This window comes from Carnobacterium sp. CP1 (genome assembly GCF_001483965.1).
GTDB classification, from domain to species: domain Bacteria; phylum Bacillota; class Bacilli; order Lactobacillales; family Carnobacteriaceae; genus Carnobacterium_A; species Carnobacterium_A antarcticum.
Genome location: NZ_CP010796.1, coordinates 1,301,024 through 1,323,125, shown reverse-complemented (window position 1 = coordinate 1,323,125; position 22,102 = coordinate 1,301,024). Strand labels below are relative to the sequence as shown.

At 37.1% G+C, this 22,102-nt stretch carries 18 protein-coding genes and 1 pseudogene; 13 read left to right on the top strand and 6 right to left on the bottom strand.

Going from position 1 to position 22,102, the window contains the following annotated elements:
* Window positions 1–43: 43 nt before the first annotated feature.
* From NY10_RS13000 to NY10_RS06175, 4 genes and pseudogenes are all read left to right on the top strand, one after another.
* Window positions 44–1,246, top strand: a pseudogene (locus tag NY10_RS13000) (tyrosine-type recombinase/integrase).
* A 106-nt stretch (window positions 1,247–1,352) separates the two neighbouring features.
* Entirely contained in the window at window positions 1,353–1,691 is a 339-nt protein-coding gene (locus NY10_RS06185; protein WP_058919145.1) for a DUF4062 domain-containing protein, read from the top strand.
* Complete coding sequence (locus NY10_RS06180) at window positions 1,682–2,353, top strand: hypothetical protein (protein WP_058919144.1); 672 nt, start codon at window positions 1,682–1,684, stop codon at window positions 2,351–2,353. Before NY10_RS06185 ends, NY10_RS06180 begins: the two co-directional genes overlap by 10 nt.
* Before the next feature lie 70 nt (window positions 2,354–2,423).
* On the top strand, window positions 2,424–3,023 hold the full coding sequence (locus tag NY10_RS06175; protein ID WP_231726703.1) for a superinfection exclusion B family protein: 600 nt from the start codon (window positions 2,424–2,426) through the stop codon (window positions 3,021–3,023).
* 327 nt (window positions 3,024–3,350) lie between these two features.
* On the opposite strand, the gene uvsE is transcribed toward NY10_RS06175, so the two are convergent.
* The gene (gene uvsE / locus NY10_RS06170) at window positions 3,351–4,601 is read right to left on the bottom strand and encodes a UV DNA damage repair endonuclease UvsE (RefSeq protein ID WP_058919143.1); all 1,251 of its coding nucleotides are present in this window, start codon (window positions 4,599–4,601) and stop codon (window positions 3,351–3,353) included.
* A gap of 70 nt (window positions 4,602–4,671) precedes the next feature.
* Window positions 4,672–5,085, bottom strand: a complete 414-nt coding sequence (locus NY10_RS06165) for a MarR family winged helix-turn-helix transcriptional regulator (protein ID WP_058919142.1) — start codon at window positions 5,083–5,085, stop codon at window positions 4,672–4,674.
* A gap of 119 nt (window positions 5,086–5,204) precedes the next feature.
* Between NY10_RS06165 and NY10_RS06160 the strand changes: the two genes are divergently transcribed.
* Window positions 5,205–5,957: an SDR family NAD(P)-dependent oxidoreductase gene (locus tag NY10_RS06160; RefSeq protein ID WP_058919141.1), complete on the top strand. Its 753-nt coding sequence runs from the start codon at window positions 5,205–5,207 to the stop codon at window positions 5,955–5,957.
* Window positions 5,958–6,040: 83 nt separating this feature from the next.
* Here NY10_RS06160 and ndk read toward each other — a convergent pair whose 3' ends face one another.
* Window positions 6,041–6,442: a nucleoside-diphosphate kinase gene (ndk, locus tag NY10_RS06155; protein ID WP_058919140.1), complete on the bottom strand. Its 402-nt coding sequence runs from the start codon at window positions 6,440–6,442 to the stop codon at window positions 6,041–6,043.
* 176 nt (window positions 6,443–6,618) lie between these two features.
* Window positions 6,619–7,755, bottom strand: coding sequence for an ROK family transcriptional regulator (locus tag NY10_RS06150; RefSeq protein ID WP_058919139.1), 1,137 nt, complete (start codon window positions 7,753–7,755; stop codon window positions 6,619–6,621).
* Window positions 7,756–7,927: 172 nt separating this feature from the next.
* On the opposite strand from NY10_RS06150, the gene NY10_RS06145 reads away from it, so the two are divergent.
* From NY10_RS06145 to NY10_RS06130, 4 genes are all read left to right on the top strand, one after another.
* Window positions 7,928–8,707, top strand: coding sequence for an SDR family oxidoreductase (locus tag NY10_RS06145; RefSeq protein WP_231726702.1), 780 nt, complete (start codon window positions 7,928–7,930; stop codon window positions 8,705–8,707).
* Between the two features lie 12 nt (window positions 8,708–8,719).
* The gene (locus tag NY10_RS06140; RefSeq protein ID WP_058919137.1) at window positions 8,720–10,252 is read left to right on the top strand and encodes an FGGY-family carbohydrate kinase; all 1,533 of its coding nucleotides are present in this window, start codon (window positions 8,720–8,722) and stop codon (window positions 10,250–10,252) included.
* Between the two features lie 37 nt (window positions 10,253–10,289).
* Complete coding sequence (locus tag NY10_RS06135) at window positions 10,290–11,636, top strand: PTS transporter subunit EIIC (protein WP_058919136.1); 1,347 nt, start codon at window positions 10,290–10,292, stop codon at window positions 11,634–11,636.
* A 279-nt stretch (window positions 11,637–11,915) separates the two neighbouring features.
* Window positions 11,916–13,256, top strand: a complete 1,341-nt coding sequence (locus tag NY10_RS06130) for a dihydrolipoyl dehydrogenase family protein (RefSeq protein ID WP_058919135.1) — start codon at window positions 11,916–11,918, stop codon at window positions 13,254–13,256.
* A 507-nt stretch (window positions 13,257–13,763) separates the two neighbouring features.
* Here the strand turns inward: NY10_RS06130 and NY10_RS06125 are convergent.
* Window positions 13,764–15,827 carry a heavy metal translocating P-type ATPase gene (locus NY10_RS06125; RefSeq protein ID WP_058919134.1) on the bottom strand — a complete coding sequence of 688 codons (2,064 nt, stop codon included), beginning with the start codon at window positions 15,825–15,827 and terminating at the stop codon, window positions 13,764–13,766.
* 231 nt (window positions 15,828–16,058) lie between these two features.
* Between NY10_RS06125 and gpmA the strand changes: the two genes are divergently transcribed.
* From gpmA to NY10_RS06105, 4 genes are all read left to right on the top strand, one after another.
* Window positions 16,059–16,745 (top strand): 2,3-diphosphoglycerate-dependent phosphoglycerate mutase, encoded by a 687-nt coding sequence (gene gpmA, locus NY10_RS06120; RefSeq protein ID WP_058920265.1) that lies wholly within the window; start codon window positions 16,059–16,061, stop codon window positions 16,743–16,745.
* Between the two features lie 254 nt (window positions 16,746–16,999).
* Entirely contained in the window at window positions 17,000–17,977 is a 978-nt protein-coding gene (locus NY10_RS06115) for a glycosyltransferase family 2 protein (protein ID WP_058919133.1), read from the top strand.
* Window positions 17,978–18,029: 52 nt separating this feature from the next.
* Window positions 18,030–18,428 carry a GtrA family protein gene (locus NY10_RS06110; protein WP_058920264.1) on the top strand — a complete coding sequence of 133 codons (399 nt, stop codon included), beginning with the start codon at window positions 18,030–18,032 and terminating at the stop codon, window positions 18,426–18,428.
* 14 nt (window positions 18,429–18,442) lie between these two features.
* Window positions 18,443–21,193 carry a YfhO family protein gene (locus NY10_RS06105; RefSeq protein ID WP_058919132.1) on the top strand — a complete coding sequence of 917 codons (2,751 nt, stop codon included), beginning with the start codon at window positions 18,443–18,445 and terminating at the stop codon, window positions 21,191–21,193.
* A gap of 61 nt (window positions 21,194–21,254) precedes the next feature.
* Here NY10_RS06105 and NY10_RS06100 read toward each other — a convergent pair whose 3' ends face one another.
* Entirely contained in the window at window positions 21,255–22,091 is an 837-nt protein-coding gene (locus NY10_RS06100; RefSeq protein WP_058919131.1) for an endonuclease/exonuclease/phosphatase family protein, read from the bottom strand.
* Between the last annotated feature and the right edge of the window lie 11 nt (window positions 22,092–22,102).

Below are 22,102 nucleotides of genomic sequence, written 5' to 3'. Positions count from 1 at the left end.
ATTATGACCAAAAAAAATATACAGAACAACAGGAACACCGGGGATTTACATTTATGATGTTAAGGCAAAAGTGAAAAGATACTATATTCAGTTCCATTACGGTAAGAACACTCGTACTGATGAGCCTATTGTAATCAAACGAATGATCGACAGAGACAAGTCACCCATCACTTCTATTTCAAGAGCAAAAGAATACATGAAAGAGTTAAAAGAGGACGCTGAAAAAGATTTAAAGTTAAAGTATGATAATCACATGAGCTACACATGATTACATGAACAATATTTACATTCCCGCATACAAAACTGAAGTACAATCTAGTACTTTTGATACCAGACTAAAAAATCTAGAAAATATACGAGATAGATTCGGTCATTTAGCACTAAAAGACATCACTGCTCAACATACTCAAGATTTTAGAACCTATCTCTTAACTTTAAAAAAAGATGGTGGTTCTGGCTATTCACAGGTTACTTCTAGTTTAGTGTTCGGAATTTTCAGGAAAACGCTAGATAAAGCTGTCGAGTTAGACTATTTAGATGCAAATGTCTCAATGAAAATTAAAGCCGTTCCCAAAGGCAAAGCTAACGTCCCTTACTGGACAAAAGATGAGTTCGAACAAGTTGTTTCTCACATTTATATTGATGACTTCTACCAACATTTAAACTTCGTCATGTTGTGGACTTACTTTACGACTGGCCTCCGCGTAAATGAGGGATGTGCTTTGTACTGGGAAGATATCAATTTTAAAAAGAAAACAATGAGTATTAATCACACCATTGAAATTAAGAACAAAGATAATTGGACTCGTAAAACCGGCACGAAAACAAAAAGTGGCGTACGAATTATTTCACTTGATGATGACACTATCAACATCTTAAAAAAATGAAAAAACGACAAACTCAACAATGTTCCACTAATTTTATCTTTAGTTATAATGGTCATCCTATGCAAAAATCGACAATCGGATGAATCATTGAACGCTATGCAAAACTTGCTGGGGTCCATAGAATTCAAGCTAAAGGTTTAAGACACTCTCATGCATCGTACTTAATCAATGACTTTAATGTGGATATTCTTATGTTAAGTAAAAGACTAGGTCACTCTGGGCCTGAGATAACCCTACGTCATTATTCTCATATGTATCCTAATCGAGATGAAGTAATTGCAGAGAATATTACTGGTCATATTAATATTCAAACGTCTAAAACGAATCAAGTTAAGTTTAACGGGAATCAGTCTATTTAAAAATACATCACAATTAGGACTTACTTCACTCATTGCGTACTAATGTAATAGGAAGTATACTATAATAGTATATTTCTTATTACTTTTTATATTGGAGGATTTAAATATGGCCTTACCTAAAATATTTGTGAGCTCTACATATTATGACTTAATGCATATTAGAAATGATATCGAAACTTTTATTAAAAATCTTGGTTATGAACCTATTCTGCATGAACGAAATAATGTCACATATAACCAAATTGACACATTGGAAGATTCTTGCTATAGAGAGATTGAAAATTGTGAAATATTAGTTTGTATTATCGGAAACAAATTTGGAACTGAATCAAATTCAAATAACTATTCAATTACAATGAAAGAATTACAAACTGCAATAACTCAACAAAAAAAGTATATGCATTCATTCAAAAAGATGTATCTGTCGAAAATAGGGTGTATTTAAAAAATAAAGATAATACTCACTTCGTCCCAGCAGTAGTTGACGATGTCAGAGTTCATGATTTTATTGCTAATTTAAAAAGTACTGTGAAAAATTTTCCAATTACTGATTTTGAAAGCGTTAATGATATCATTAATTCTTTACGTTCGCAGTTCGCTGGGTTATTTCAAAATTTATTGCAGAGAGAAATGACTCTCACTGAGTCAAAAACTTTATATGATTTAAATACTGTTTCTGATAAGATGCATGGTATGATTGATTCAATGTCTTCAACAAACAAAGAAGTATTGGCTATGCTAAGTAGTACACTCTTTGTTACTCATGAGATAACTCAAAAATTAATGGACACTCTTTCAATATCTGATTTTAGAGTCTTAATTCATAATAAAATAGGAATGATACGTTTCATTGAATCTCTCGGTTTTACCGGAGATGATGATCCTTTCTCAGATGAATATCAAAGAACTCTACAAACATCTAAACAATATTTAAAAATATCACAAGATATATTTGATGAACATGGTAATCTCATAAGATATCCAGATAGCGAAACTATAAATAGTGCTTTTGAATTTCGAGTAGTAAAAACTCAGGAATCTATTGGACAAATTGATATAAACGATGATGATTTACCTTTTAATTACTTAACACGATATCAATACTAAATTAAAAACTCAATAAATACTATTAACATCCAAAATTAAACTAGTCTAAATATTATGGGGGGAAATATAATTGAAATTTGATTTAAACATAACGGATATACTCAACTTGCCTGTAAAAATAATGTCTGCTCTTGCTTTAGCAAGCGGATTAATGCTTTTATTACCAGCAAAGTTTTTAAAGGCACTTTATCTAACACCTTTCATTAACAAATACGGTTTCATAATTGGATTAATTTTTATTGTATCTTTTTCTATTTTGATAGTTACTTTATTTATCCAAATATTTAACTTCATATCAAAAAAAAGAAAATTGAAACTGTTCTACAAAAATGCTGAAAAGCGTTTAAGAAAGTTAAGTCCTTATGAAATTTGCATTGTACTAAGTTTATTTGAAAATGAAAATTACACAAACTTATTACCTTTAAATGATGGTGCTGTAAGAAAAATAGAAAGCGAAATGATTATCGGGAAAGCAACTAATCAATATATGATATCTGATCTAAATACTGCTAAATTCCCTTACCTGTTGCAACCTTGGGTAGTAGACGAGTTAAAAGGAAAATCTGAACTTCTTGATTTTTTTGAAAATACAGTGGAAGACTTTTTGAAAAGCGAAGACAATCAAAAACTAGTTTTCAATGCTCTTGTTAAACAATCAGATTACTATTAACAGCGCATTTAAGATTCAGAATAGATTAGTTGATGAAACGTAACCCTTGGTGTGTGACCTAGAATACTGTGGCAGCATCTTGTTAAATCATTTCAAACAAACTATATGAACACAAATGTTATTTATGCTGTTGAATAAAACAGACTAGTTCTGAGACCCTTACTATGACCTTCAACTTTTTCAAACTGTTCAAAAGTAGTACTCGATTGTCTTTTAACCTTAACGAATTGATTAGAGTGGGAATAACAAAAAAATCCTGTAAGTATTGGAAACAATACTTACAGGGTTTTTATTTGGAATGATTTCGGTTTATTTACTAATAACCTTTCAAAAATGAAAATAATAACTGTTCAATAAATACGTATTCTCATATTTTGCTGCCATTTTTAATAAGAGGCTTTTTATAGCCTTTATTGAATAGGTTCCTTTTTTAAATGATCCGATATAGGAAGCATACTTTTTCTTTTCGTTTTCTGTGGCTTCATCTTTAAAATAGCCCCATACATGAGAAGCAGCGTTTATCTGTGTTCCTTGGCTGGGTTCTATAGTAAGAGCTTGATCGATAAGCGCATAAAATTCTATCACAGGATAGCCTTCTTTACCTTTTAAAAGGCTCCTGATCTCTTGATAACGATTTGGATCGTGTTCGAGTATATTGTATTTATATCTAGCCCATTCTTTTTCTAAATTGCTTATCTTTTTATTACCGTCAATCAGATTATTAACTTTAACGGCAGAAAGGTTTTTATCTTTTACTTCAAGCATGATGTCGACGTCAGGAATAGCGTTCAAAAACTCATTAAACACTTCTAAATTGATTGTTTTAGAATGGCTGCCCGCTCTTTTTAAATGAGCCCCTTGGGAGTAGTGGATCTTTTGGACCCCGTCATCGGCTTTCCAAGTGTTATTTACTAAGGATATAAAATAATGATCATCTTTAGATCTATCAAATGGAAGGAGCTCATTATGAAGATTATCATACACTACAGGAATACGGTTAGCTGTGCCAATTTGTAATACATCGCCTATATTGTAAGATTTATCATCATTTTCAATGACGAGTCTATTTTTGACTCCTTGGCTCAACAGCTGATAGTTTTTTCCAAATCTTACAATAGCTGCTTTTTTATCGCCGTATACGCCTCCAATGTGCAAAATAATTTTACTGGATTTGCCTGTCCCAAGTGCATTTAAAAATCGATTATGATAGTTTAAGTCTTCTACAGCTCTTTTCACAACGTCTTCATTGGGGGAGTTTAAAACAGTGTATTGTCCAGGGTGCATAGATACTCTGATATTTTCCAGCTTTAATTTTTCGCCGATTAAACGAAATTTTTCTTTAAAGATTTCATCCCAAGGAAGGCTATTGACAGGGCTTGATCCGAACGGAATGATATCTGAACTGATTCTAAAAAGCGTAATGCCCATTTTTATGTTGTAATCTATAATTCTATCTAATGTTTCTAAGTTGTGTTCTGTAATGTTCAACAGATTTTCTTTCGTCGCGGTCTTAAGTGTACATGTTCTAAAGTTTGTGTTGTATACGCCAAGTGTTAAGCATGCATATCCGATTTTCATAAGCATCTCCTTTTAAACAATATACTATTCTATGGAAAGTTGTAAAAAAGCTTTTGGTAATAGGAACTATTTACTGCTCACTGATTTTATGAAAAAGGCTTAAAAAAGTTTCTTTTTCTTTTGACGAAAGAACGTTCAACAGGTTGGTATTGATTTTTGCTTCGGTAGCACGAGCTTCTTTTAATAATTCTAAGCCCTGTTCAGTAATCGCTAATCGTGTAATGCGACGGTCTTTATCGTCATAAATACGTTGTGCATAATTTTCTTTTACGATCATGGTAGCTATATTAGTCATTGCACCAGGCGTTACTTTTAAAAAGTTAGCCAGTGTAACTTGTTTTAGCGGTCCTTTTGTTTTTAATTCACCTAAGACTAACAATGCAGAAATACTAATTCGGTGAGGAAAAGAAGCTGACCATTGGTTCATGACCGTTTGTGTATACTGATTGACTGAGTAGAGCAATTCCAAATTTTGATGCATCATCCATTTCCTCCATCTGTTTAATATAGTAGGTTAAGTTTAATTCTTTTTAGTTTACTTATCAATAGTTTAGCGCTAAACTAATTATGGAGTTTTTCATGAATAGAAGGGTGGAAGTTTACATGTTACTAGAGAATAAGGTCGCCATTATTACAGGCGGTGCTGGCGGTATTGGAGCGGGTATATCAAGAGCGTTAGCTGCAGAAGGCGCCAATATTGCGATTATCGATTTGAATGAAGAAAAAGGTGCAGAACTTGTCAAAGAATTAGAAGGCGTGGGCGTTCAGGCATTATTTTTAAAAAAAGATATCTCATTAGAAGAAAATGCAAAAGAAATAAGAGCGGCTGTTATTAAGAAATTCGGCAAAATCGATGTTTTGATTAATAATGCGCATGCATCTCGACAAGCTGCTTTTATGGAGACTACAAACGAGATGTTTGAATTATCTTTTAAAACTGGCTTTTTAGCCACGTTATTTCTAATGCGTGCTTGTTATGAAGATTTAAAAGCAACAAAAGGCGCGGTGATCAACTTTGGATCAGGTTCAGCTATGAAGGGAATGGAAACACAAGCTTCATACGCAGCAAGTAAAGAAGCCATACGTGGTTTGTCTCGTGTAGTTGCAAATGAGTGGGCACCAGAAGGCATTCGAGTGAATATCATTTCTCCCATTGCAGAAACTGAAGGTGTAAAAGATTGGAAAGAGAAGTTCCCAGCTGAATTTGAAGCGATGATTGACCGAATTCCTCTTAAACGTTTGGGCGATCCGCAAAAAGATATCGGACAAGCAGCTGTTTTCTTAGCTAGTGATATGAGCAGTTTTATGACCGGTCAAACATTGATGGTCGACGGCGGTTCTATTCAACTTTATTAAATAAAACGATACCGAGATAGACGAAAAAAAAGATTCGCCAAAGCTAAAAATTTGGCGAATCTTTTTTTATTGAGAGTAGCTTTTTAAGCGAACCAAATAGAACGTTCTCTTGCAGCACTTTCTGGCGAATCAGAAGCATGTACTGTGTTTTCGGATAAACTAAGACCGTAAAGGGCTCGAATCGTATTATCCCCAGATTCTTCAGGGTCTGTTGTTCCATTCAACGTTCGAACCCGGTTAACCACATCTTCTCCTTCTAAAACAAGGGCAACCAATGGGCTTCTTGTAAGATAAGAAACCAATCTGTTAAAGAAAGGTTGGCCTTTATGTTCTACATAATGTTCTTCTGCCATTTCTGAAGAAGCTTGCAGTAACTTCATATCAGTGACTTTCAAATCATTTCTTTCGTATTCGGTTAAAATATTTCCAATCAGATTTCGTTCCACCGCATCCGGTTTCAACAATACAAGCGTTTTTTCTGTCATCTTTAAGCTCCCCCTAAAAGTAGTCTTAGAATGATATTAACATGTTCAGACTCTTTAGTGTAGAAGAGAATCGTATATTGAGTAAAAAAATAAAAACGCTTCCTTCTTATTTTTTTGCTCATAGAAAAAGCTTAGACATTTCACTTATTTTACAGCCCAGTTAGACACATCATGAATCAAAATGTGTCTAAGAAGGGGCGGACAAACGTAAGAGCAGCGCCTGTAGCAACAGCTTCGTTTTTGAGTTTTCCAATAAAAATAAGATTTTCTGATTCAGGAAATGCATTTTTCTCTTGAACTAAATGACGTAAATCAACTAGATCCTCTTCTGTAAAGTAGTGAAGGATCTCTCCGCCAAGGATAATTTTATTGTCCAGAAACATATGAAAGTTGTTTAAAGCGATAGCAAGTGAATTTAAATAAGTTGACCATTGTTTTATTGCTTGAATATCCCCAGATCTTAGTAAGGACATAAAAGAGTCTAGTTGTTGATTGCTCATTACCGTTAAAGTGTGCAGCGAACAAAAAACTTCTACACAGCCTTTTTTTCCACAATAACACATAGGACCTTTAGGATCGATAACAGTGTGTTCAATCGTTCCACTTCTTCTATTTGCACCGTTGTAGAGCTGCCCATCAATAATTAAGGCTCCGCCAAGGTGTTCACCAATAGAAAGAATCAATGCATCTTTTAAGGAGCTATCTTTCCATTGTTCAGCTAAAGCGACACTCTCGGCATCGTGTACGAAACGACATGGAAATTCAAAATAGTGAGAAATGACATCAATAGATAAGCCAGTGTTTTGCAAAATTGTGCCATAGATAATGTCGGTTCCTTCAGCAGAGACAAGCCCTTGAATGCCGAAACCCATTCCCAAAATATTTTTTTCATTTAACTCTTCTTTTTTTATGAATTCTGAAGTAATGGTTGCGATTCTTTGGTAATAGTCTGGGTCGTTTTGATAAGCAATCGTTCTTTTTTCTTTTGCAAAGGCTGTCCCTAATAAATCAATGGCAACGATTGTAATCGAGTCTCTGAAGATCTCGATGCCTAAAGCAATTTTAGCGAATCGATTGAGGGAATAAGCGACAGCTTTCCTTCCTCCTTTTGAAGAGAATTTGCCATCTTCTATAATAAGCGTTTTATCTAATAGTTTTTTTAAATTCTGTGTCACTGTAGGCAAACTCAAATTTGTTTGTAAAGCGATTTCTTGTTTGGACAGTTTTTCGTTCAATTGCTCCATTTGATAAATTAAATGGAAAATTTTTGAGTAATTATTTTTTTTGATAGCGCTCATTGGGAAAGTGGTCATTTTATCACTCCGTTTTATAAAAGTCGTTGGTTTAATTAGTTAAGTTGAAGATATCACTTACGTTGAAAAAAAGCAATGCAGCTGAAACGATTGACAAATAAATGTAAGCGTTATATAGTTAAATCAGTTTTATAAAACGATTTAACAAAACTATTTTATGAAAGAGGAGATAATGATGGGAATTATTGAGAAAATGAGATTAGACGGGAAAAAAGCTTATGTTACAGGAGGAGCTCGAGGAATCGGAAAAAGCATTGCGATAGCTTTAGCTGAAGCAGGAGCTGACGTAGCAATAGTGGATGTTGACATTAAAGAAGCTGAAAAGACAGCATCAGAAATTTCTGAATTAACGGCTGTAAAAACACTGGCTGTGAAAACAGATGTTACAAAGGAAGACGAAGTACAAAAAATGGTCGAAACGATTGTCAAACATTTCGGAAAAATCGATATCGCTTTCAATAATGCGGGCATTTGTTTAAACATCCCTGCAGCAGAAATGACCCTAGCTCAGTGGCAAAAAGTAATCGATATTAATTTAACAGGTGTATTTCTTACTTCACAAGCAGCCGGTAAAGTCATGCTTAAGCAAGGCGGAGGGTCTATTATTAATACAGCCTCGATGTCCGCTCACATCGTCAACTATCCGCAACCGCAAGTTTCTTATAATGCTTCAAAAGCAGCAGTTATTCAAATGAGTAAATCCTTAGCGATTGAATGGGCAAAATCTGGTGTACGCGTAAATACAATCAGTCCAGGTTATATGGGCACTGAATTAACATTGAATTCTCCAGAACTGAAACCGCTTATCCAACAATGGGAAAGCATGTCTCCATTAGGAAGAATTGGACGCCCGGAAGAATTACAAGCGATTGCTGTTTATTTAGCCGGCGATACTAGTCCATTCACAACAGGATCTGACTTTGTCATTGATGGAGCATTTACAGCTATTTAAAGGAGGATAACAATGAATTATTTAATAGGAACAGATATCGGTACTTCAGGAACTAAAAGTATTTTGATGGATACAAAAGGGAATTTGCTGGCACAAGATTTAATTGAATACGATGTATTGACTCCAAAAGCGTTATGGGCAGAACAATGGCCAGATGTCTGGTCAGAAGCAGTAAAAAAAACCATTCGTAATGTGGTGTTAAAAGCAAATGTTGATTCGAAAAATGTAAAAGGAATCGGAATCAGCGGATTGTATGGCGGATCTGGTATTCCATTAGACAAAGAAATGAAACCTGTCCGTCCATGCTTGATCTGGATGGATCGCAGAGCAACAAAAGAAACAGAATGGGTTGCTGAAACTATTGGTAAAGAGCGATTGCAAAAAATCACTGCAAATGGAGTAGATCCTTATTATGGGTTTACGAAAATGCTATGGATCAAAAATAATGAACCCGAAAATTGGGAGAAAATTGATTTATTTCTGCCGCCCAATCATTATGCTATTTATGAATTAACTGGTGAAATTGCAATTGATTATTCTTCAGCCGGAAACATTGGCGGAATTTTTGACATGAACGCTCATACATGGTCAGAAGAGTTAATGCAAGATATGGGAATACCGCTTGAAATGATGCCGCAAAGACTAGTCGATTCTACAGAAATTGTTGGCGGATTGACTTCAGAAATTGCAGCTGAATTAGGACTGGAACCGGATACTCCGGTTATCAGCGGCGGTGTAGATGCTGGAGCTGCTAATATCGGGATGGGGATTTTCGAACCAGGGGTGTATGCAGCGGCTATTGGTACATCTATGTGTGCCGCCCTAGTAGAAGAGGAAGTTATCAAAAATCAAGACTTGATCGTTTGGCCATACCCGTATAACTCTAAAAAGCTAAGTTACAATTTTAGTGGCGGAGCAACTGCCGGCGGAATTACAAAATGGTTTAGAGACAACTTTGCACAATTAGAAATGGAAGTTGAAAAAAACGGCGGAACCAACGCCTATGAACTTTTGAATAGAGGCGCAGAAAAAATCCCGGCTGGAAGCGAAGGATTAATCGTTTTACCTTATTTTATGGGAGAACGCAGTCCCGTTTGGAATCAAGATGCTAAAGGAACTATTTTTGGTCTATCGTTAGCTCATACGAAAGCGCACATTTATAGAGCCTTTATGGAAGCCGTGGCTTACTCATTAAGACATACAATTGAAAGCGTCGGGCGTGACCTCGGGGAGTACATTATTATTGCTGGTGGTGTAACCAAATCAGCCTTATGGAAACAAATTTTTGCAGATGTAACGGGTTATCCTATTGTCACGCCTATCAATGATACTGAAGCCAATTTAGGAGATGTAATGATGGCGGGCATCGCCACAGGAGAAGTAGGTATTGAAGATGTCAAGAAGTGGCAAGTGCTAAATGAAAAAATCATGCCGAATCCTGATAACAAACGTTTATACGATGAGTATTATGGACTGTATAGAAAACTTTATACGGATTTAGAAGAGGATATGAGCATTTTATCAGATTTGGCAGATCGTTACTAAGAATCGATAATAAGAAGAAAAGGAGCGATTAAAAGGAGTGAATATCGTTAATGAGAGTGTCTCCATAAATGAATACGAGTATCTTATTGAACAAATTGGCGGTAAGGAAAATATTCAAGCTTTCCATGAGGATGGGAGCAGAGTGATCATAGAGCTCGCCAACAAATTAGACGCTCAGAATCTTAAAAAGTTAAAAGAGTCGGATGGTATTCCGTCCTTTATTCAAATTAACAGCCAATTGGAATTTGTTCCAGATAAGGACTCTCCTAAAGAATTTGTGAACCTGTTAAAAACACTGAGCATAAAAACAGAACGAAAAAAGTTTTTAGATCAAGCCATTGAATTTGTTAGTTCTGTTTTCACTCCATTATTGCCTTTGTTTGCAGGTTCAGGGATCCTTAAAGGCCTTCTAATTCTTCTGATAACGTTTGGATGGATTTCTGAAACAAGCGGCACGTATATTGTTTTGTCAAGTGCTGCAAATGCGGTCTTTCAATTTCTACCGATTTTAGTGGCTTTTTCAACTGCCAGAAAGCTGAAGGTAAATCCATTTATAGCTGCTCTTTTAAGTGCAGCTTTAATGGAACCGGGAATCGTTGGTTTACTAAACGGGAATACTAGTGAAACAATTTCTTTTATTGGGCTTCCTATGGTATTAATGGAGTATTCATCGACCGTCATTCCAGCTATTTTAGCAACCAGTTTTTATGCTTTAGTTGAAAAGCAAATTAAAAAAATTGTTGGAGAGAGTTTTCAGTTAATTGTAGTTCCTTTAGTGGCGTTGACTATTGTTGTTCCTTTTACTCTAATTGTTTTTGGACCATTTGGTATCTACTTAGGAAACTTTTTAGGGTATATCGTGAACGGACTTTTGTCTTTTAACGGAATGATCAGCGGTGCGCTGATTGCAAGCGGCTGGTTAGTTTTCGTGATCTTCGGCTTACATTGGGCACTCTATCCGATTATTATTGGCAATATCGCTTCAGTAGGGTTCGATACCATTTTGCCATTAACCGGAGTAGCTAACTTTGCTTTAGCAGGAGCAACCTTAGCAGTGTTATTAAAAACTAAGAATAAGAACCGCAAATCGATTGCTACTTCTGGTTTAATGTCTTTGTTTCTGGCGGGAATTGGTGAGCCAAGTATCTACGGTGTCACACTGCCTTTGAAAAAACCCTTTATTGCTACGTGTATAGGCAGTGCTGTTGGTGGAGCAGTCGCAGGTTTCTTTCACACTAAAGCGTTGGCATTAGTTTTTGTTGGTATTCCAACTTTACCAGCTTTTTTAACAGATACCTTTATCTACTTCATTATCAGTATTTCTGTAGGTTTCCTGGTAGCCTTTTTGACAACTTGGATGATTGGCTTTGATGAAGAAATCTAATAGCAAAATCCAAATTATCAGCAATCGTTATCCAGAATCAGGGAAAAGGAAATGGAGAGATAAAAAAGGCATCTACAATAGGCAACTGAGATAATCCGGCTTGTCAGTTTTAGTGCTGAAGGCCGGATTTTTAGTACTAATTATATTTCCATTACAAGGTAGAGTAGTGCCATTCCAGTAGCTGATAATGGCATTTCCCTTTCTCTTTCTAGATAAGTCCAGTTAGTGGCAAATTCATACAGTCTATGGTAAAACGTATTTGAAAGGGAGGTTTTACGGATGGAAAAAGCATTTGATGTAATCGTTATCGGCAGCGGTGTTGGCGGAACAGCAATAGCAAACGGGTTGGCAGCAACTGGGGAAAAAGTAGCTGTCGTAGAAAACGACTTATGGGGCGGAACTTGTCCCAACCGTGGTTGTGACCCTAAAAAAGTATTGGTATCAGCTGTAGAAGCTAAAGATGCCGTCACTCAATTAGCAGGCAAAGGTTTTTCTGTTACTCCTCAAGTCAATTGGCCTGAACTAATGGCATTTAAAGAAACCTTTACTAAGCCAGTACCCAAAACAAGTCAAGAAAGTTTGCAGTCAGCTGGTGTAGAAACCTTTACTGGTAGTGCTCAGTTTACGGATGAAAAAACACTTCAAGTAAATGAGGATACACTGACGGCGGAACGTTTTGTTATTGCTGCAGGCGCTAAACCCTCTATTTTACCGATTGAAGGAAAAGAGCACTTCTTAACCAGTAATGATTTTCTATCTTTACCTGAAATGCCTGAAACTATTACTTTTGTCGGTGGAGGATATATTGCTTTTGAGTTGGCAGCTATCGCTAATGCTGCAGGAGCTAACGTTCATTTGGTTCATCACAATGGTCGTCCCCTGAAAGCTTTTGACGAAGAATATGTAAAAGAAATTGTGCATCAATTAGAAACAAAAGGCGTGACGTTTCATTTCAATATAGATATTAATAAAATCGAAAAAAAAGCCGACTCTTTCATTTTGACAGATGGTAAAGAATTTCATTTGACCAGCGATCTGGTATTTTGTTCAACCGGCCGGGTTCCAAATATAGATGAATTGAAATTAGAAAATGCCGGAGTAGCATTTGATAAAAAAGGCATCACAGTCAATGAGTATTTGCAAACCAGCAATGCTGCCATTTTTGCTTGTGGCGATGTGTTGTCGAAAACCCAGCCCAAACTGACACCCGTCTCTACTTTTGAGGGAAGTTATTTGGTTCATTATCTGACAGGCGAAGCAACAGAAAAAATTGCCTATCCAAGTATTCCGACCACAATCTTTTCCAGTCCTAAATTAGCTCAAACTGGAATGACAGCAGCACAAGCGTCTGAGCAAGAAGAGGATTATGACGTTTCTGACATTGATGCAACTTCTTGGTTCAGCTACCATCGGGTAAACGAGCCTGTTTCAAAAATCAAAATCATTACAGAACGTAAAACAGGATTATTAGTCGGAGCAACGTGTATCAACAAAAGAGCCGATGATTTGATCAACTTCTTTAGTCTGTTGATTGATCAAAAAACACCAGCAGAAGATGTAGCGCAATTGATTTTGGCTTACCCAACGATTGCTAGTGATTTAACGTCGATTTATGCTTAATTTTATTCTGTTTGAATCACACTAAACTAAAAAACCTCCAGCAACGGTTTTTAGACCGATTGTTGGAGGTTTTTAACAGAATAGGATATTATAAAAAATTAACGAAAAGAAGCTTATTTCTTCAACTGTTCACCTATTTGTTTTTTGTTTCACGGAGGATATAATAAAGGTATGAATAAGAATATTCTTCACGTATCTTTTTTGACGTAATGATAGGTGAAATAAACATAAAGCATAGAGGGTAGAGGGTTCCAATCCTTTTAAGGACCTTAAGTCATTTAAATCTCTAGCGATAAGGTCGTAAACTCTTTTGCGTGCCCTAAGTGTGAGAAATGCTATCACTTAAGGCACGCAAATTTTTTTGAATACGATAAAGGATGTCATCCCCTGCCAATTTTCGACTGAACCAATAGAATTCCTGCTATTAGCAAAAAACGACCTCTTTTTCCTGTTTTATTCAGGAGAAAGGGGCCATTTTTAACTGTCTTGGTTTAAACGGATTTTCTTTTAGTCAATTTTTAACAGCATAGCGTTTACGGCTACGATCACTGTGCTAAAGGACATGATAATGGCTCCTACTGCAGGGCTTAAGAGGATTCCCGCAAAAGCCAGCACTCCTGCTGCTAAAGGAATAGCGACGATATTGTAGCCAGCTCCCCACCATAAATTTTGAACCATCTTTTTAGAAGTATTTTTAGCTAGAGATAAGAAATGGAGAATATCTGCCGGATCGCTTTTGACCAGGATCACATCAGCTGAATCTACGGCTACATCGGTTCCGGCCCCAATCGCAACACCGACATTCGCTCTGACTAGGCTTGGAGCATCATTGACCCCATCTCCGACCATCATGACAACTAAACCGTTATTTTTGTATTCCTTAACGAGTTTTTCTTTGTCTTCAGGCAGTAATTCTGCATGGACATCATCAATTCCGAGTTGTTGAGCAACGGCAGCAGCTGCTTGCTGATTGTCGCCAGTCAACATGACCGGCTTGATGTTTTGATCTTTTAGGGCTTGGATCATGGTTTTGGCTTCAGGCTTGATTTGATCGCCTTGTGCGACTAAGCCGATATTTTTGTCATTGACTAGCAAGAAACTAACCGAATTGCCTTTAGTGGACAATTCAGAAAAAAGTTGCTGATCGTAAGAGATACCTTTTTTAGTCAGATAAGCGACGCTGACGATTTTAACCGTTTGGTGTTCAATGGTTCCTTCGATTCCCACGCCTGGTATGGTTGAAGTGTCTGTTGCTGCCGGAGTGGTTAAGTTTAATTCTTCCAATTTTTTTAGCACACCCACGGAAAGCGGGTGACTGGAGTCTTTTTCTAAAGCTCCCATATATTCCAAAACGTCATTTTCAGTATAGTCCGTTGAAAAAGATTTAAAGGCCGAGACTGCGAAATTGCCTTCTGTTAAGGTTCCAGTTTTGTCCATCATAACGACATCCACTTTTTTGGCAACTTCTAAAGCTTGTCTGTTTTTGACGAGTAATCCATTTTGAGCGCCTAAAGAAGTAGACCGGGCTGTTGCTAGCGGAATAGCTAAACCAAGGGCATGTGGACAAGCAATAATAAAGACCGTTACCATCCGTTCTAAAGCAATGTTCATATCTTTTGTAACCACGAGCCAGATAATAAAGGCTAAAATACCAACAGCTAAAGCTACATAGAAAAGCAGTTTAGCGACTTTGTCTGAAAGCGACTCTACTTTTGATTTTTCTTGTTGAGCACTGCTAACAAGTGCCATGACTTGCGACAAGTAGCCGGATTCGCCTGTTCCTGTCACATCGACGGAAATGGTTCCTGATCCGTTGATGGAACCTCCGATGACTTTGTCCTGCTCTTTTTTTGAAACATCTTTTGCTTCGCCAGTGACCATGGATTCATTAACGGTTGTTTGTCCATTAATAATGATTCCATCAGTCGGAATCTTTCCGCCGGCTTTTACAACGATTTTGTCTCCGATATGCACTTCTTTTAGAGCAACTTCAGTAGTGTTTCCTTCTTCATCAAGTACATTAGCTGTTCCGGGCAATAATTCGGCCATCTTTTGCAGAGCATTGCCCGCATTGCTAACAGCATTCATTTCAATCCAATGCCCAAGCAGCATAATTAAAATAAGCGTGGCTAGTTCCCAGAAGAAATCCATCACGTGATTTTGAGTGTGAAGGAGGTTATTCGCAATGAATGCATAAACACTGTAGAAATAAGAAACCGAGATTCCTAAGGAAATCAAGGTCATCATCGCTGGATTTTTTCCTTGAAGCTCCATCTTGGCTCCTTGTAAGAAAGGCATACCACCGTAAAAGAATAAAATAGAGGCTAAGATTAAAACGACCCAATCCGAACCATTAAATGAAAATTGAAAAGGCAAGGTAACGCCCATCATTGGCGAAAGCAAAATAATCGGAATGGCCAGAATCAAAGAAATAAAAAATTTCTGTTTTAAGTTTCCCATATGCATAGAATGGTCCATCGAACCGTGATCCATTGAGCCATGCTCCATTTTACTATGGTCCATCGCTTCGTGTTCCATCTTGGGATGATCTTGCTGGTGTTTGTCGGACATTTTAATTCCTCCTTGTAAGATTAACCTACTTATATAGTAATGACGTTTTTCGTTTACACACGTAAACGTTTGTTATCAGTAGCTTACAATGTTCAGTAATGAATGTCAAATGATTTGCAGCAGTACTGTTTTATTCTTATTTCCTCATCAAGACAATCATTTCGTGTGCATTTGCTTACGTGCAAGGTGTACAATCAAGGTGCAGACTAAACAGCGAGGGTAGGGATAATGATGAGAAGAATTATATTTGTGCGTCATGGATTAAGCGAATGGAATGCATTGAACCAATTTACCGGCTGGGTCGATGTAGATTTGAGTGATGCAGGATTGAAAGAAGCTCACGAAGCCGGGCGTAAATTAAAAGAAGCCGGGATCGAATTAGATATGGCTTTTACATCTGTTTTAAAACGGGCAATCAAAACTTGTCACATTGTTTTAGAAGAATCCGATCAGCTTTGGGTGCCGGAAATCAAAACGTGGCGCTTAAATGAACGCCATTACGGAGCGTTGCAGGGGTTAAACAAAAAAGCAACGGCGGATAAATACGGCATCGAGCAAGTTCAATTATGGCGTCGTTCTTATGATACGTTGCCGCCATTATTAAAACCAGATGACCCAAATTCAGCTTTAAACGATCGACGGTATGCGAACTTGCAAAAACGAGTGGTACCGATGGGAGAAGATTTAAAAAGCACATTAGCTCGTGTTATTCCATTTTGGGAAGATCAAATCGCACCAGCTATCTTAGAAGGGAAAACCGTTTTAGTAGCAGCACACGGCAACTCTTTACGGGCTTTAGCGAAGTACATTGAAGAAATCTCAGACGATGATATCATGGAATTAGAAATCCCGACTGGGCAACCGTTAGTATACGAATTAGATGATGAATTAGCGGTCATTAAAAAATATTATCTTTAAGCTAAAGGACTCGTGTAAAGGTGTATTCTGTCACTTTTGCACGAGCTCTTTTGTTTGGATCTATCATTTTTGATGTTGGGAAGCCAAATAAGTATATGTTTATTCTACAACTTTACAAAGAGCCTTTTTGTTTTTGATAAAAGAGAAAACTGTATTATAAAGTAACAGAATAGACGACTGTTTTTTAAAAGGTTATACTAGAATTAATCCAGTAATTTTAGTAGGCTTAATTAAATCAGGAAGGGTTGGATGCAATGAAAACCATTACGATATTAATTCCTGCCTATAATGAAGAAGCGGTCATTGTACCAATGTACGAAAGATTGAAGATAGTCTGTGCAACGTTACCCGATTACGCTTTTCAATTTTTGTTTGTTAATGACGGCAGTTCTGATGGTACTATAAACAAAATCAAACAATTCAAGCAGGTAGACCAGCGCGTTCAATATATTGATTTGTCTCGAAATTTTGGCAAAGAGATCGCGATGTTAGCGGGATTCGACCATGCCGCTGGCGATGCGACGATTATTATTGATGCTGATTTACAGCAGCCGCCAGAACTGTTCAGTGAAATGTTAGAATGGTGGGAAGCTGGTTACGATGATGTGTATGCTATACGCAAAGCGCGAGAAGGAGAAACTTGGTTTAAAAAGTGGGCTTCCAAAAAGTATTACCAGCTGTTGCAGAAAATAGCGAAAGAAAAAATTCACCCTCAAGCAGGCGATTTTCGCTTGTTGGATAAAAAGTGTGTTCAAGCGTTGATAACATTGCGCGAACAAGAGCGTTACACAAAAGGCATGTATGGCTGGATCGGTTTTAAAAAGAAAGAAATTGCTTATGTGGCTGAACCAAGAGGCGCCGGTGAAAGCAAATGGAAATTTTCCGAATTGGTCAAATTAGCTTTGGATGGGATCACTTCCTACAGTACAGTCCCTTTAAAAATCTGGTCGATTATCGGTTTTGTCATTTCGTTCTTTGCATTCGCATACTTATTATTTGAGTTAGTAAAAACGTTATTGTTTGGCATCGAAACGGCAGGATATGCTTCCATTATTGCTGGTGTTTTATTTATCGGAGGCATCCAGTTGATTTCTTTGGGAGTCATTGGCGAGTACTTAGGACGCGTATTTATTGAAACAAAAGAACGGCCCTTGTATTTTATACAAGAATATTCAGAAGAAAAAGAGGAAGAAGAAGAAGAAAAGAACCAGAAACAGTCTCACGCAGACTGATCGATCGAGTTCGCTAAAAGAATGAAAGTGGTGTTAAGTATCAATGTCAGCCTTGAAAAGATTTTATCAAAAAAATGAAGAAGTCCTCAGTTATTTAATTTTCGGTGGATTAACAACGCTAGTCAATATAATCGTGTTTTTTCTCTTTGATTCTGTTTTAGGGATTCAATATTTAATTGCAAACGCCATTTCAATTGGAGTGTCGATTCTTTTTGCATTTTTCACGAATAAAAAATTCGTATTTAAATCAGAAACGGAGACGGTTAATGCCTGGCTAAAAGAATTTCTTTTATTCTGCAGTTTCCGTTTGATCTCAGCGGGCTTTGACATGTTGAGCATGTGGCTGCTGATAGGCGGACTTCACTTAGAAGCGAATTTAGCCAAATTGGCTACACAGCTGATTGTTGTGTTATTAAACTATTTCTTTAGCAAATGGTTTATCTTTAAATAGAAAGGAATGACGCTATGTCTGTTTCCAACAAAAAAAGAGCAGCTTATCCTTTCTACTGGTATACTTTCTTATTTGCCCTTATGGTGTTAGTGATCTATGGTTATTTTTTTGTAGCACAAAAATCTTTTATCTGGGAAAGAGATGGGTTTAGCCAGCATTATTTAATTTTTAAAGAATACTTAGAAATCGTCCGTGATTTTTTACAGCAGCCATCGCTAGGTTTTAAATTATGGGATTGGAACATCGGGTTAGGGGCAGATACGATTCATTCGTACGGCTACTATGTCGTCGGGGACCCCTTTGTTTACTTAGGGTTGCTGTTTCCGGCAAGCCAAACGGAACTGGCTTTTCATGTCTTGATTCTTTTGCGTCTGTACGCTATCGGCGCAGTTTTTTTAATTTTTTGTCGAAAAATAGGAATAGCAATGCCTGGTGCACTGGTAGGATCGTTAATTTATACCTTTACTTATTACGTTATAATGAATGCCACACGCCATCCTTTCTTTCTGTTGCCGATGGTTCTGTTTCCGCTATTTTGCTTAGGGATAGAACGGATTTTACAACGTCAATCCAATACTCTTTTTATCATAGCTGTTTTTTTGGGAGCTTTTAGCAATTTTTACTTTTTTTATATGCTGACAGTATTGGTCTTTATTTACGCCTTAGTCCGTTATTTTTATATTTATGGAAAAAAAGACATAACCAAAATAGTCGGCTTTATCTGGACTGCTGTCTATTCTTATATCATTGGAGTATTGTTGTCGGGTATTTTGTTCTTTCCAGTTGTTGGAGGCTTTTTACAGTCTTCCAGAGAAGCTTCGAGCAAATTTGCCCAAGGGCTGCTAGTGTATCCGATAGAGTATTACATTGCTTTAATACGCAACCTTTTCATACCTGGAAGTTATTTATGGTCCACAATGGGCTTTTCAGCTTTCGTGATATTGTTGCTGCCGTGTCTTTTTTTGCATAAGAAAAGATATGGTTTTATCAAGATCATGCTGCTGATTTTTGGTGTTATGTTGCTGTTGCCTGCATTTGGATCAGTGATGAATGGTTTTTCTGGACCATACAATCGTTGGACTTTTGTTTTGCCTTTTTTCCTTGCGTGGGGCTCAGCACAGTTGTACAATTATCGATTTCAATTGTCCAAGCGCGACTTATCTGCTATGGCGGGTTCACTTATATTCTTTAGTTTGATTACGGGAGCTTCGGTATGGGTTACTGGTTACCGCTTTGCCTATGTGGCTCCGGTATTTTTTGCTTGGCTGATGTGGGGCGTTTTTTATATTGGCCATATTAAACAGCAAAATAGAACTTTGGGAACAATTGATAAAAAAGGCTTGTCTTTTTTATTAACTGCTTTAGTAATGGGCAATTTAGCCTATAATGCTATGGATTATTACTATCCATGGGGACAAAATACAGTATCTTCTTTACTGGATTACGGTACAGTAGATAAACTGTACACAGAGACTTTTGAGGGTGCAGAAAAACTGATCCAACCTCAAAAGGCAGAAGAAATTTACCGGATAGGAGTCACGTCTCAAGATAGAGAAGTCAAAAACCAGCTGGTTTTATTGGATAGGATGGGATTATCCTCTTATTTGTCTATTACAAATGGCGAAGTGGCAAATTTCGCTCGGAAACTGGAAAGCGGTCAATTTCAATTGATTCAACCCATTCGAAATGGTGTTGATGACCGCAGTATCATCAACCATTTCTTGAACGTACAAGCAATCGTGACAGAAGAAAAAAACGAAAAATACTTGCCTTATGGTTATCAAGTGACGGAAAAAAAATCAGGAAAAGAGCGTTCGTTTATTGTAGCTGAAACAACGTTAGCGTATCCTTTTGCTTACGCGGAAGATGTTTACTTGCCTGAATCAACCTTTGAAAAAATGAACCCGGTTGAAAAAGAAGCTTTCTTATCTTACGGTATCGTATTGGATGAGAAACAAGCACAAACGGAAGGGTTAAGCTTATTTGATAAAGAAACCGAATCGAAAAAATTAACCATTGATATTTTTTCAGAAGATGAAAACAAACTAACCATCGAAAACCAAACCATTAAAGTCCATGGTACATCTGGAAAATTGACGATTAAACTAAAAAATAAAAATGAAATGGAACAGTCAGCCATTTATGTTTACTTAGAGGGATTGCATTTTGAACCGGTTAAAAGCCAGGGTTGGAAGCGAGATCCCATCAATTATACAGCTGTGATGAAGATGGGGAAACAGCGGAAAAGCATTTACCAATCGGATCTATTAAGTTTCAGTGCCTACATGCCGCGAGACAAAATGCTGTTTCACTTAGGGTATCAATCAGAGGCAGCGGCTAGTGATACGATAAGTTTGCAGTTTGATCGGGAAGGGAGTTACACTGTTTCTGACATCAATGTGCTAGCTCTGCCCTTAAATCAGGACTATCAAGAAAGAGTAAGACAGAAACAGAAACAAGCTTTAGAAATCACGGCATTTACCAATCAGAAAGTTAGCGGGACGATCGAGCAAGAAAAAGCTAGTATCTTAACAACGACCATTCCTTATACGAGCGGCTGGCAAGCTGAAGTGAATGGAAAGGCTATCGAAACCTTGCGAGTCAATGAAGGATTCGTAGGGATTCCCTTAGAGGCGGGAAAATCAAAAATAGTCCTAACGTATCAGACGCCTCTATTGAAAGCTGGAATAGCCGCCAGTTCCTTAGGTGTTCTTTTATTAGCAGCAAATCAAATCATTCATCGGAAAAAAAGGAACGACCATTAAAAAAGCCCTCGAACCGCAATCTAAAAGATTGCGAGTCGAGAGCTTTTTTTGCTTAAATCAATCAGACGATTGTTTGTTCGATTGCTGCTGTTAATTGGATACTGACACCATAATGATCTGAGATGACCGGGTTGTTTTTGCCATCAAAAAAGACTTTTGAGGTATCAACTCCAATCGGATGATTCGTAAATATGAAATCGATTCTTAATTTATCATTGTTTTCAGCCCATCCGTCAATATTTTTTTCGACAGTGTGGCCTTTATCTCGTTTCATAGCTAGATGGAAAGTATCAAACCATTCTTTGGTTACCAATTCATAACCTTCGTTAGTCGCTTGCGCCGGATTATTGAAATCTCCCATTAAATAAATTGGTCCGGATAACGTTTGGAAAACAGCTGTACACACTGCCCATTGTTCTTTGAATGAATCGTCTTTATCTGTCCACCAGCCTAAATGGAGGTTAAAATACCAACTGTCTTCAATTTGAACGCCCAACACAGGACGCGTTTTATAATTCTCATAAGCTTTGCTTTTGGAAGCGTAAAAGGTTTTGATCTCTTGGATCGGATGAAGGCTCAAAAATGCTAAACCTTCATCATAAATATCGTAACCAATATGAGCCGGCAGCCAGGTCCAAGCATACCGCAACCCGGCTTGTTCCAATTTTTGCTGCACGAGGAAAGCAAAATTGTTTCGTTTGATTTGAATAGTAGGATCAGCAGCTTGATAAGCAAACTGATCCGATACATCTATAACGGATTCAGCAATGGATTGGTTTACTTCTTGGAAAGCAATCACATCAAATTGATTGGTTAGTATGGTTTCGACAAGCGTATCTAATTTATCATACGGCTGTTCTTCTAACCAGCTGTGAGTGTTTAAAGTCAATAATTTCAACTGTTTATTCT

Coding starts and splice junctions, on each gene's coding strand:
- NY10_RS06185 (WP_058919145.1), top strand. CDS start 1,353: ATGGCCTTACCTAAAATATTTGTGAGCTCTACATATTATGACTTAATG.
- uvsE (WP_058919143.1), bottom strand. CDS start 4,601: ATGAAAATCGGATATGCATGCTTAACACTTGGCGTATACAACACAAAC.
- NY10_RS06165 (WP_058919142.1), bottom strand. CDS start 5,085: ATGATGCATCAAAATTTGGAATTGCTCTACTCAGTCAATCAGTATACA.
- NY10_RS06160 (WP_058919141.1), top strand. CDS start 5,205: ATGTTACTAGAGAATAAGGTCGCCATTATTACAGGCGGTGCTGGCGGT.
- ndk (WP_058919140.1), bottom strand. CDS start 6,442: ATGACAGAAAAAACGCTTGTATTGTTGAAACCGGATGCGGTGGAACGA.
- NY10_RS06150 (WP_058919139.1), bottom strand. CDS start 7,755: ATGACCACTTTCCCAATGAGCGCTATCAAAAAAAATAATTACTCAAAA.
- NY10_RS06145 (WP_231726702.1), top strand. CDS start 7,928: ATGATGGGAATTATTGAGAAAATGAGATTAGACGGGAAAAAAGCTTAT.
- NY10_RS06140 (WP_058919137.1), top strand. CDS start 8,720: ATGAATTATTTAATAGGAACAGATATCGGTACTTCAGGAACTAAAAGT.
- NY10_RS06130 (WP_058919135.1), top strand. CDS start 11,916: ATGGAAAAAGCATTTGATGTAATCGTTATCGGCAGCGGTGTTGGCGGA.
- NY10_RS06125 (WP_058919134.1), bottom strand. CDS start 15,827: ATGTCCGACAAACACCAGCAAGATCATCCCAAGATGGAACACGAAGCG.
- gpmA (WP_058920265.1), top strand. CDS start 16,059: ATGAGAAGAATTATATTTGTGCGTCATGGATTAAGCGAATGGAATGCA.
- NY10_RS06115 (WP_058919133.1), top strand. CDS start 17,000: ATGAAAACCATTACGATATTAATTCCTGCCTATAATGAAGAAGCGGTC.
- NY10_RS06105 (WP_058919132.1), top strand. CDS start 18,443: ATGTCTGTTTCCAACAAAAAAAGAGCAGCTTATCCTTTCTACTGGTAT.